The following is a 12,471-nucleotide window of genomic DNA, read 5'->3' as shown; positions in this document are numbered from 1 at the left end:
TGCGACGGGTGACATACCCGCTCCGCAGCCGGGAGCGGGTATGCGCAGGTGTGCTCAGGTGCCTGACTTGATTTTGGTCCAGGCCCGGGTTCGGGCGCGCTCGGCTTTGCTGTCCAGCGGTTTCAAGGTGTAGAGCGTTGCCATCGCCGCTTCGGTCGGATACAGGTTGGGGTTGTTGCGAATCGCCGGGTCTACCTGTTCGGTGGCGTCCTTGTTCGGGTTGGGGTAGCCGACGAAATCGCTGATCGGTGCGATCACCTGGGGTTGCAGCAGGTAGTTGATGAAGGTGTAGGCGTCCTGTGGGTTCTTCGCGCCTTTGGGAATGGCGAGCATATCGAACCAGATCGGCGCGCCTTCCTTGGGCAGGCGCATGTCCACGGTCACGCCATTCTTGGCGTCCTTGGCGCGGTTGGCGGCCTGGGAGAAGCTGCCGGAATAGCCTACGGCTACACAGATGTCGCCATTGGCGATGTCGGCCATGTACTTGGAGGAGTGAAAGTAGGTGATGTAGGGACGGATCTTGAGCAGCAGCGCTTCGGCATTTTCATAATCCTTGGGGTTGTTGCTGTTGGGGTCCAGGCCCAGGTGTTGCAGGGCCAGGGGCAGGATTTCCGAGGGCGAGTCGAGCAACGCGACACCGCATTGCTTGAGCTTGCTGATGTTCTCTTCCTTGAAGATCAGGTCCCAGCTGTTCACCGGCGCGTTGGCGCCCAGCGCAGCCTTGACCTTGTCGGGGTTGAAGCCGATGAGGATGGTGCCGTACATGTAAGGCACGGCGAATTTATTGCCGGGGTCGTTGGCCTCGATCAGCTTCATCAGCTTGGGATCAAGGTGGTTCCAGTTGGGCAACTGGCTGCGGTCCAGGGGCTGGAACACGCCCGCCTCGATCTGCTTGGCCAGGAACACGTTGGACGGCACCACCACGTCATAGCCGGAGTTGCCGGTCAGCAGCTTGGCCTCCAGGGCTTCGTTGGTGTCGAAGATGTCGTAGATCAGCTTGATCGACGGGTTCTGCGCCTTGAAGTCTTCCAGCGCCTTGGGGGTGATGTAGTCGAACCAGTTGTAGACCCGCAGGGTTTTTTCTTCGGCGTGGGCCGCGCCGCTGAGGACGGCTGCGCAGAGGGCAAGTGACTTGAGCATGTTCATTGGGCTGCTTCCTCAAAACCTTCGAGAACGTTGACGGCATTGATGCCGATTTCTTCCACCGCGTAACCGCCTTCCATCACGAACAGCGTTGGCCGGCCCAGGCGGGCGATGCGTGCGCCCATCGCCAGGTAATCCGGGCTGTCGAGTTTGAACTGCGAGATGGGGTCGTCCTTGAACGTGTCCACACCGAGCGACACGACGAGGATGTCGGCGCCGTAGCGCTCGATTTCCCTACAGGCCTGGTCCAGCGCCGCGCTCCAGGATTCCCAGCCGGAGCCCGCCGGCAACGGGTAATTGAAGTTGAAGCCTTCTCCGGCGCCTTCTCCCAACTCGTCGGCATAGCCGAGGAAAAACGGAAACTCTGCCTCCGGGTGGCCATGAATCGAGGTGAACAACGCGTCGCGGCGCTCGTAGAAAATCGATTGGGTGCCGTTGCCGTGGTGGTAGTCGACGTCGAGGATCGCGACCTTTTCATGGCCCTGATCGAGAAAGGCCTGGGCGGCGATGGCCGCATTGTTGAGGTAGCAATAACCGCCCATCAGGTCGCTGGCGGCGTGGTGTCCCGGCGGACGGCACAGGGCAAACGCCGCTGGCGCTCCGGTCTGGATCGCCTGCTGCGCGGTCAGTGCCACCTGGGCGGCGCTGTAGGCCGCCTGCCAGGTCCCGGCGGTGATGGGCGCGCCGCCGTCGAAGCTGTAGTAACCGAGTTGGCCATGCAGGCTGGTGGGCAATACCTGGCGCAAGGTACGGGCGGGCCAGGTGTAGGGCAGCAGGTCGCCCTCCTGGCCGAAGACGGTCCAGCGTTCCCAGGCGCCTTTGAAGAAGTCCAGGTAGGCCTGGGAGTGAACGCGTGCCAAGGGCGCCAGGCCGAAGTCATGAGGTGCGCGCACGGGCCCCAGTTCGCGGTCCTTTACCCGCTGCAACACGTGGTCGGCGCGGGAGGGCATTTCGAAACAGGGCATCAATTGCCCGTCCATCAATTCGCAACGGCCGTGGTGCAGGTGATGATCGTCCGAGTAGATCGTCAGCATATTGTTGTTCTCTCAGGCATTGGGCGGTGCCTTGCAGTGTTGCCTCACCGGCGCGGCAAGAGAACGGCAGGAGCGGCCAAAAGGGGATAAATACGGCCAACTGCGCTGTCCATTATTCGCCCGGCCGTCGGGGCTTATGGTCGGAACTGACTCGGCGCAACGCCGCTCCAGCGCACGAAGGCATGCCGGAAACTCGCGGTTTCACTGAAACCCAGTTGCTCGGCAATACGGTGGATGGGCATCACGTCGTCGGCCAGCCACTGCTTGGCCTGTTCGAAGCGCAGCTCATCAAGCAGTTCCTGGTAGCTGCTGCCCAGGCCATGCAAGTGGCGGCGCAAGGTGCGCGGCGAGCAGTTCAATTGCTCGGCCAGCCTGTCCAGCCCCGGCGCGGCGTGCAGTTGCGTGGTCAGCAGGTGACGCACCCGGCCCAGCCACGCCTGGCGTCCGGTGAACTCGGTGTTTTGCTTGCGGCAGCGCTCGGCCATGGCGCGATGGGTGATGGCATCGGCCAGGGGCAACGGTTGGTCGAGCCACTGACGGTCGAAGGCAAAGGCGTTGCTGCCGGCCTGGAACTGCAACGGACAGGCGAAGCGTTCGCCATAACGCGCCCTGTAGGCCGGCGCAGGGTAATCGAAGCGCGCCCCCAGCAGCGGCAATGGGCGACCGAGCAGGTCGTCGCAGATGACTTTGAGCGATACCAGGCACAACTCGATATTGAATGCGGCCAGGGCCGGGTCTTCGCGGTAATCACAGGCGGTGAACCAGACCTGCTGGCCGTCGTCCTCAAGGCTCAACTCGAAAAGTGTTCCCAGCAGCGCCGGGTAGCGCAGGGCGAGGCGTAAAGCGTCACCGAAGGTGGCACTGGTGAGCAGTGCATAACCCAGCATGCCGTAGGCCGACACATGCATGCGCTGCCCCAATTCCAGGCCAATGTCCTGGCGCAGGGCCACGGCATTGGCGCAGACCTGCATTTCCTGGCGAGTGGTGATGCGTGTATCGGGCTGGTGCAGGTCTGCACCCGCAATGCCGCTGCCGGCCAGCAGCACCTCGGGGCTTACGCCTTGGGTGCTGAAGGCCTCGAGCACCAACGAGACGGCGTTAAGGGTAGTCAGGTGCGAGTGCAGCATGGGGCCAATCCCTGCAATGGTTGCCTGGACAGAGCAATTCCCATGCCGTGGGCACCGGCCGATCAGAGGTTGAAGAACAGCCGCCGGGCCTGTTGCAGGTTGATTTCGCTACGGTAGTAATCAAGTCGTTGCTGTGAGTCCAGCCCGTTGAGGGGCTCCGCATCCACGCCCAGGTTGCGCTGTGCGGGCGTTTTCAAGCGTGCGGAAATAAACGCCTTGGCCGGCGTCCAGGACGTGGAATAGTGAAAGTGGGCATACCAGAGGACGTCATGGGTGACGCGGTCGGTGATGGTGTACTCATCCAGATAGTCGGAATTGATGCTCTTGATCCGACGTCGATTAACGGTTTTCTTGAGGGTTATCTCGCGGCGCTGCTGGAGCCATTCCACAGCGGGGATGGTGGGTGGCTGCTCCTTGATCATTCGCAGCATGTGCCGGGTGGCCTCTTGATAGAGTTCGGCCGTGGTCTCCTTGAGTTTTCGACTGAGGATGGCCGCGGAACGTTGCTGGTCGACGGTGATGCGCGGCTGTGACAAGGCATGTTCAATGGCTTGATCGGTCTCTTCCAGCAACAGCGCATGCTGGTGATACAGATACTCGACGCCGATGGCGGTACGTGTAGGCTTTTTCGCTTGCTCGTCGGCGCGATCCTTGAACGCCTTCAGGCCGTCGAGAAAAGCCTGGGCCTTATCGAGGGAGACCTGGATATCCGGCGCCGCGGGTGGCGATTCCGGCGGCGTGGTAATGCGCTGGACCCACAAGCCCTGATCCTTTTGATGGTAGGTCGCGATGACTTGTTGCGTGATGGGCGACTTGATGTCCACCAGGTCGGTTTCAAGCCCGACGGAGTTCAATCGCGGCTCGCCAATCAACATGCCGTTATAGCGGGTGTGGATGAATTTCTTCTTGGCTGTGGGCGGTGTGGGTGGCGGTGTGGGGCGGTTTCTGAGGGCGTCGCGGTCCAGATGCAACTGCGCCAGTTGCGCCTGGGTGTCCTTGGCATAGTTGCGCATTTTCTTGCGCAGGGTTTCCAGCTGTTCGGGGATGATGGCGTCGGCAAAGTCTTGCGGCAGGTCCTCCAGACGCTCATTGATGACCGTAAATTGCTCGATCAAGCTGGCCAGCGCTTCGATACGTTCATCCAGGCGGGCTTCGCTGCGTTCATACAAGGTGTCCCGTACGGCCTGCACCGCGATGTCGGCGGTGTTGACGATCTTGTCCAGGGCCGCCCAAGCCTCAGGCGCATCGACGAGCGAGGCCTCGGTCAGGCACAGGTTACGTGACAGGGTCACCTGCAAGGCCCGGAGGTCATCGCTGGTGTAGAGGGGTAAGCGCTTTTTCCGCTCCTGGATCTGGCGCAAGCCTTCCGATGGCAATTGGCGCAGATGCTCGAAGCGCGATTGCACGTAATCCAGGCGTTCGATCATGTCCTGGTTCATGTCGGTCAGCTGTCGCGCCCCTTCGATATGGCGCTCCTGAGGAGCCCGGGCCTGCTGTTCGATTTGATCCAGTACCTTGCGAAAGACCGGCGTGAAGGTGCGCTGGGCCTCGCTGATACCGGCTTCGGATAAATCCAGTTGCGCGTTCAAATAGGCCATGGCCCTGGGCCGATAGTCCGGGAAGGGGTCAAAGACATTCAGTTGCTTGAGGTCTTGCAGCGCCGTTTCATAGTCCGAACGCTGGGTGTGGAGCTTTTGCAGATAGAGCTGGCGCTTGGCGTCGGCAGAGGTACCGGGCGCGTCGGTCATCTCGGTGTGGGCTTGTTGCAACTCAAGCGATAGAGACTTTTTGGTTTTCTCGAACGCTTGCAGTTTGTCGCGCATCTGCGTGGCTTTCTCCGTGGCCTGAAGGCTGGCCCGCCTGATTGCGCGCTTGGGACCACCGCCCCGCAGGCGCAGCCGGGTATCGATAAACCATTGGCCTGCAGCATTGTGGAGCAGCGTCGGGCCGCTGCGTTCTGGTCGGACCGAATCTATGATGACCACCGGCTCGTCCGGCTGCGCCGATACCTCGAACCAGCGTGTGCCGACGGGTACGTAGTACTTCTGTCCCGAACGGTAGAGGTGCTGGTAGGTGCCGGTTTCGGTGATGGCATCGCCCAGGTTCTCAGGCGCCTGCACGTTGAAACTGTCCAGTACGGTGTCCAGTTGTTCGGGCAGGCGGTTGACGGCGCCACTGATGTTCATTGAAGAAATGTGGTCGGCAGACAGGTCGAGTGATGGGGCGGTGGCGAGCTGCTTGACCACCATCTTTTTAACCGGCTGTTCCGGTTTGTGCGCATCAGCGTGGGGTTTGCTGGTGGGTGGATGGCGTGTGGCGATATGCAGCGTGATCGCCAGGCCGAGGTTGAGCAGGACGTCGGTGAGCGCCGCCCATTGCGCAGGTTTGTCCTGCTGCTGTTCGGCGTCGACGAACTGTTGCAGTTGGTCAACGATTTGCCAGATCCACGCGGCGGTGCCCAGCGTCGGACTGAGGAAGGGCAGCACGGCATTGAGCAGGCTCCAGCCGGCCCTTTTGAGGGTTGCCCAGCGGCTTTCGGCGTTGGACACCGACTCGCGATCAGCCAGGGTGATCAATGCCTGGGCATTGGCAGTGAACAGCGTGTCAAGCAGGTCATCGTTCAGCACCGGTGTGGCCAGCGCCATAGGGCCGCTCAGGGTCCACATCTTATCGGGCTCCACCAGATAGTCAGCGACGGCCCAGGGTGAGGGCATGTCGCCTGGGAAAACGTAGTTGGTGTAATCCTCGCGTACCTCATCGGGCAGCCAGGCCAGTACCGAGTTGCGCAGTTCCGGCGACTGCGCCACGGCATAGATCAGGTTGGCGGGCGAGGCGTATTGAACCAGCGGCGGGTTGAACAACGGGCGGTAGAGCAGGCAGGGGCCGGCAGCGAGATCCTGCGGGCCAATCACGTACATGTTTGCCACCACGTCGTAGCTTGCATCCCGGCGGCGTGTGGGCGCAAAGGCCAGTTGACGCATGACAATGGCTTGGCCATCCACTTTGCGCGCGTGGGCATCGATTTCCATCAGCGCGGTAATGTAGCGGTACCCCTGCTCATTGATCCCGTCCCGCTGCTGAAGCTTGCTCTGCAGCGCCATCATGGGTAGCTGGACGCGCATATGTTGGGTGTATAGATTCTTGCGGCGGGCAGACTCCTGGCGGATATCCAGTAACTTGGTCTTGATCAGCTCGGGGTACGTCTCGCCGATATTGACCTGCTGGATGATTTGCTCCGCGTAGTCGACCGTCATCCAGGCGGGCAACGTTGCAGCGTTATCCCATTGAATCGTTTTGTTGCCCAAGGGCAGCGCGATCAGGTTTTGCAGGGCCAGCTCCACGAATGTGAAGGTGGCGGTGTCGTAGGCCCCCGGCACGGTGAAGGAGCCCCAAGTCACCAGGCTTTTGACCTGCACGCGGATTTTTGCAAAAGCCAGATGCTGGGCATCTGGATGCTCCAGGAGGATCTGGTCCTTGATCTGGTCCAAAGCGTACTGCTCGATGCTCGGGATATCGTCCAGGTAGGACGCTCCGGCACTCGCGCTGTTGAGAGCGGCAAGATCCTTCAGGTGGCGGGCGTAGTTGTTCAGGTCACTGGTGGAGGCGGTGCGCAGCCAGTCGGGTAAGGCATCGCGGTACCACTCAAGGCCCGGCCCTTTTGACGCGGAGGTGTCATCCGGCCCCGGGCTCGAGTTCAAGGCGTTATTGATCGTGTCAGGGCTGCTCTGGCGCAAGTCCGAAAAATCCATGGCGCCGACAGCGTCAACCTGCTGGGCAATGAATACGCAGGCCAGATGATCAAAAAAATTGCCTTCGGGCTCGAATAAACGCCAGTTGAGCGAAGCGCGGTTTGTCGGTGGCCCAAGGTGGTCCGACAGCGATTCGCCCAAGAGCTCCAGAGAGTCGAACTTCTCGTAACCCTTAAGCAGTGAGTAACTGAGGATGTGCGTGCGTCCCTGGTGCTGGCCCGACAGCACCGCGATCTTCAGCGGTTTAAAGCGGTTGCCTGTCTGTTCGATTTGGATGAGGCAGGCTTTGCTCGCATAGGGATCTTCGATTTGTCGGGTGGCACGGTCGGGGAAGTGAAACAGTCTGCGGGCCATGGCGTGGTCAGTTTCATCCCATGCCTCGACGTCTTGGGCATCCCAACCATTACGCAGGGTGTTGGACAGCTCCTGCCAGCGCGGGCCTTTGGCGTTGCTCTCGTTCCAGAAGTCGACCAGGCGCGCCTGAAAGGCGCTCAGCATCACCGGGGCTCGGGTGTTGAGGATTTTTGCAATGTCAGTCATGCGCACGGGCAAATGCACAGGGGGCTCGGTGAGCGGTTGCCGCGTGAGAAAGTGTTCGCCTTCGATGCACAGTGCAGGTACTGCCAGTACCGCCTGGCGAGCCAGCAGGTCGCTGAGCGCGTGATACTCGGGCGGCCCGGCAACGATTTCATCGTCGCGGAGCGTCCAGGTGGGGGTACCCATCAGGGTGCTGTCAGGGTCGATGCTCAGGGTCGGATATTGCTCGTTCAGCGCCTGGCGCAACAGCTCGCTGGCGGCTTCTCTGAAGGACGGTCCCTCATAGAATTGAGCGATCAGCTCCCGTGTCGGGTCGCTGCTGCGGGGTTGCTCCTGGGCGGTGGAAGTTGAAGAGGTCATGAGGTGTTCCTGTCGTGCCGGTGGATGGAAACAACCCGAGATACAGGCTCGGGTTTTCCATGCTAGGCACCGTCGGGACAGGGACGGGGGTGACTATGTATCGTCGCTCAACTCAGCTCGGCACACAGGTCCAGTTCGACCAGGCGGCGAATCTCGGCGTTGGGCAGGCCTGCGCCGATCAAGGCATTGAGCTTGCCGAACGCGGCTTCGCGGGTCATGCCGCCACCGGACAGCACACCCACGCCGCGCAAACGGCTGCCGGCTTCGTACACATCCAGTTCCACGCCGCCTTCATGGCATTGGGTGATTGCCACCACCACCACGCCCTGATCCTGAGCACGCTGCAGGCTGGCGAGGAACGCTGGGTTATCGCTGGGCCCGGTGCCGCTGCCGAAACATTCCAGCACCAGCGCCTGGATACCGCTGTCGACCAGCGCATCCAGTTGCGCTGCGGCGATGCCCGGTACCAGCGGCAACACGCCGACATTGGCCAGGGCCTTGGGCTGGCGGTAGTCCAGGGCGGCGGGCAGCGCTTCGGCCTTGGCCACACCGCCGTTGCGCTGCAACGCGGCAAACGGATGGCGACCAAAGCTGCGGATCTTCGCGCAGCGGGTCGGGGCCATCAGCGCGCCGTGGAAGTACAGGTGCACACCGGGTGCCAGGCCTTCGCCCAATGCCAGCAGGGCACCGCTGACGTTTTCCCAGGCATCGCTGTCGGGGACGCCGGCAGGCAACATTGAGCCGGTGAACACCACCGGCGCCGGCAAGCCCAGCAACTGGAAGCTCATGGCTGCCGCGCTGTAGGCCAGGGTGTCGGTGCCATGCAGGATCAATACGGCGTCGCAGCCGTCATCCACGGCCTCGACCACGGCGGTGCGCAGGCGCTGCCAGTAGGCGGGGGTCATGTTGGCGCTGTCGATCAGCGGGGACATTTCCTGGAAGCGCCAGGCGGGTACTGACACATTGGCGAGCTGTTCGCGCATGCGCGCTTCAAACCCGGATGCGGGTGCCAGGCCACTGGCGCTGGCTTGCATGCCGATGGTGCCGCCGGTGTAGAGCACCATGATGGTGTTAGCTGGTTGCATCAAAGAATCTCCTGAACGAAAAACGCCGCCGGGCCCAGAGCATGCCCAAGGCCGGGCGGCGTGTCATCTGTCTACGCTCAGCGTTGCACTTGAGCGTTCAGTTCAGCCGTTGGGGCCGCTTGCGGTTTTACCGGATTGGCCGGCCAGGCCTTGCGGTCCAGGTCCAGGTCAGGGAACTGGCTGGAGTCGAACACCGGGGTCTTGATGCCTGCCGCGCGCTGGTTGTCGTAGTCATTCAGGATGCGCATGGCAATCTTGAACAGGAACGCCAGGGCGAACAGGTTGACGAACGCCAGCATGGTCATGGTGATGTCAGCGAAGGCGAACACGGTGCTCAGGTTCTCGATCGAACCCCAGAAAATCAGCACCAGCACCAGCGCGCGGTAGCCCATCAGCACCTTGCGGTTGTTACCCACCAGGAAGCGCAGGTTGCTCTCGCCGAGGTAGTAGTTGTACATGATCGAGGTGAACACGAACAACGCCAGGGCCACCGAGATAAACATGCGGCCCCAATCCCCCACTACAGCCGCCAGGGAGTTCTGGGTCAGGGCAATGCCGTCGCCTTCAAAGCCTGGGGTGTAGAAGCCGGAGAGCAGGATCAGCAACGCGGTGCAGGTGCAGATCACGAAGGTGTCGAGGAATACGCTGAACGCCTGGACCACGCCTTGGGCGATCGGATGTTCTACCGAAGCGACTGCGGCCACGTTAGGCGCACTGCCCAGGCCGGCTTCGTTGGCGAACACGCCGCGTTTCACACCCATGATGATCGCACTGCCTACCAGGCCACCGAAGGCTTGGTCCAGGCCGAAGGCGCTTTTGACGATGGTCGCGAGCATGGCCGGGACGTGGTCGAATTGCAGCACGATCACATAGAGGGTCACGGCAATGTAGACCAGGGTCTTGACCGGCACCAGCAGGTCGGCGATCGAGGCGATGCGCTTGATCCCGCCGATGAACACCAGGCCCAGCAATGCCGCCAGGGCCAGGCCGGTGTAGGTGGTGTCGAGGCCGAAAGCGTTGTTCAGCGAGTGGGTCACGGCATGGGCTTGCAGGCCGTTGAAGGCAAAGCCGAAGGTCACCAGCAGCAGGAACGCCATGACCATCCCCAGCCAGCGCTTCTGCAAACCGTGCTGGATGTAATAGGCCGGGCCGCCACGGTAGGTGCCTTCAGCGTCAGTGCGCTTGTACAACTGGCCGAGGGAGCACTCGATAAAGCTTGAAGACATGCCCACCAGCGCGGTGACCCACATCCAGAACACGGCACCCGGGCCACCCAGGGTCACGGCAATGCCGACACCCGCGATGTTACCGGCACCGACGCGGCCGGCCAGGCTGAGCATCAGCGCCTGGAACGAGCTGAGCTGGTCGGAGCTGTTTTTCAGGCTGTCGCGAAACACCGAAAACATGTGGAAAAAGTGACGCAATTGAACGAAACGCGAGCGGATCGTGAAATAACCGCCGAGCCCGACAATGAGCACGATCAGTACTTTCCCTGAGAGGAAGTCGTTGATGACTTCGAGCATGGAGTGTTCCTCGCTGATTTTTCTAATGGCAAACGCAGGACGGTCCTACCCGTCGCATCGCACCAGGCAGTGCGCGACGGTTCGACCCCAATCCTTTTGCGGGTGTTGTTATTCATGCGCTTTCGCGTGTATCCGGGCCTCGTTACCGACGGCCGCAGACGCGAAGAGGGGCGGCACTATACCTAGGCGAACGTGATCCGTCTGCTCGGGCTGATTAAAGGTTTCAGCCGCACTGTTACAGGCAAGGAGGGGCTACGGGGCGATATTGGATTTTTTATGGGCGTCATTTCACAACCTTGAGGCAAAAAAAAGGGCCTGAAGAACGAGCCTTCAGGCCCTCAAAAGGTGAGAGGTGTCTAGTCCCTCAACCTGGTGAGCGGTGCAACAAACGCTTAGGCCTTCAGCGGGACCAAGCGTGGAGCGATCATATTCTCGGGGCGCAGGATGTCGTCGAGCATGGCGTCGTCGAGCAAGCCTTCTTCGCGCACCAGTTCCAGCACGCCGCGGCCGCTTTCGAGGGCGATACGTGCGATGCGTGTGGCGTTTTCATAGCCGATGTACGGGTTCAGCGCGGTGACCAGGCCGATGGAGTGCTCCACCAGCTCGCGGCAGCGGGCTTCGTTGGCGGTGATGCCGACGATGCAGTGCTCGCGCAGCATGTCCATGGCGCGTTGCAGCAGGCGGATCGAGTCGAAGATCTTGAAGGCGATCAGTGGCTCCATCACGTTCAACTGCAGCTGGCCGCCTTCGGCTGCCATGGTCAGGGCCAGGTCGTTACCGATGACTTGGAACGCCACCTGGTTGACCGCTTCCGGGATTACCGGGTTGACCTTGCCGGGCATGATCGAGCTGCCTGGCTGGCGCGCCGGCAGGTTGATCTCGTTGATGCCGGTGCGTGGGCCACTGGACAGCAGGCGCAGGTCGTTGCAGATCTTCGACAGCTTCACGGCGGTGCGCTTGAGCATGCCGGAGAACAGCACGAAGGCGCCCATGTCGGAGGTGGCTTCGATCAGGTCGGCAGCCGGGACCACGGGCTGGCCGCTGATAACGGCCAGGCGTTGTACGGCCAGGGCCTGGTAACGCGGGTCGGCGTTGATGCCGGTACCGATGGCGGTGCCGCCCAGGTTCACTTCGGTCAGCAGCTCTGGCGCCAGGGTTTTCAGGCGGGCCAGGTCTTCGCCGAGAGTGGTGGCGAAGGCGCGGAATTCCTGGCCGAGGGTCATCGGCACGGCGTCTTGCAGTTGGGTGCGGCCCATTTTCAGTACGTGGCTGAACTCCACGCCCTTGGCGGCGAACGCCTGGATCAGGCTGTCGAGGCTGGCCAGCAGCGCGTCATGGCCCAACAGCAGACCCAGGCGGATCGCGGTCGGGTAGGCGTCGTTGGTCGACTGCGCCATGTTCACGTCGTTGTTGGGGTGCAGGTATTGGTACTCGCCCTTGTTGTGGCCCATGGCCTCCAACGCGATGTTGGCGATGACTTCGTTGGCATTCATGTTGGTTGAAGTGCCAGCGCCGCCTTGAATCATGTCCACCACGAACTCTTCGTGGAAATCGCCGCGGATCAGACGGGCACAGGCTTCGCTGATGGCAGCGTGCTTGGCTTCGCTGAGCTGGCCCAACTCGCGGTTGGCGTCAGCTGCGGCTTGTTTGACCATTGCCAGGCCGACCACCAATTTCGGGTAATGCGAAATCGGAACGCCCGAGAGGCGGAAGTTATTCACCGCTCGCAGGGTCTGGATGCCGTAATACGCTTGGGCGGGTACTTCGAGTACGCCAAGCAGGTCTTTTTCTGTGCGGAATGATGCAGCGGAGGACATGACGGAAATCATCTCGATATGGACCCGGAACAGGCCGGAACGCTGCGAATGCTAGGCCTGTAGGAAATTTTGGGCCAATGCTGTTAAACACTGGCC

Annotated in this window: 7 protein-coding genes; all 7 read right to left on the bottom strand. The window is 61.5% G+C overall.

The features are described 5' to 3' along the window. Positions 1 to 54: 54 nt before the first annotated feature. The gene (locus FIV39_RS07530; RefSeq protein WP_090401383.1) at positions 55 to 1,146 is read right to left on the bottom strand and encodes a polyamine ABC transporter substrate-binding protein; all 1,092 of its coding nucleotides are present in this window, start codon (positions 1,144 to 1,146) and stop codon (positions 55 to 57) included. Further along, a complete protein-coding gene (locus tag FIV39_RS07525) occupies positions 1,143 to 2,177 on the bottom strand; it encodes a histone deacetylase family protein (protein ID WP_090401384.1) in 1,035 nt (344 codons plus the stop codon). The genes FIV39_RS07530 and FIV39_RS07525 overlap by 4 nt, the downstream gene beginning before the upstream one ends. A gap of 134 nt (positions 2,178 to 2,311) precedes the next feature. Further along, entirely contained in the window at positions 2,312 to 3,304 is a 993-nt protein-coding gene (locus FIV39_RS07520) for an AraC family transcriptional regulator (RefSeq protein WP_090401385.1), read from the bottom strand. 62 nt (positions 3,305 to 3,366) lie between these two features. Beyond that, complete coding sequence (locus tag FIV39_RS07515) at positions 3,367 to 7,950, bottom strand: coiled-coil domain-containing protein (protein ID WP_167361097.1); 4,584 nt, start codon at positions 7,948 to 7,950, stop codon at positions 3,367 to 3,369. Between the two features lie 107 nt (positions 7,951 to 8,057). Next, on the bottom strand, positions 8,058 to 9,035 hold the full coding sequence (locus FIV39_RS07510) for an asparaginase (protein WP_090401386.1): 978 nt from the start codon (positions 9,033 to 9,035) through the stop codon (positions 8,058 to 8,060). A 77-nt stretch (positions 9,036 to 9,112) separates the two neighbouring features. Further along, a complete protein-coding gene (locus FIV39_RS07505; RefSeq protein WP_090401387.1) occupies positions 9,113 to 10,558 on the bottom strand; it encodes an alanine/glycine:cation symporter family protein in 1,446 nt (481 codons plus the stop codon). A gap of 392 nt (positions 10,559 to 10,950) precedes the next feature. Beyond that, on the bottom strand, positions 10,951 to 12,375 hold the full coding sequence (aspA, locus tag FIV39_RS07500) for an aspartate ammonia-lyase (RefSeq protein WP_025854459.1): 1,425 nt from the start codon (positions 12,373 to 12,375) through the stop codon (positions 10,951 to 10,953). Positions 12,376 to 12,471: the final 96 nt, after the last annotated feature.

This window comes from Pseudomonas grimontii, from assembly GCF_007858185.1.
Lineage (GTDB): Bacteria > Pseudomonadota > Gammaproteobacteria > Pseudomonadales > Pseudomonadaceae > Aquipseudomonas > Aquipseudomonas grimontii.
Note: the sequence above shows the minus strand (reverse complement) of the source record. Positions and strands in the feature narration are given on the sequence as shown.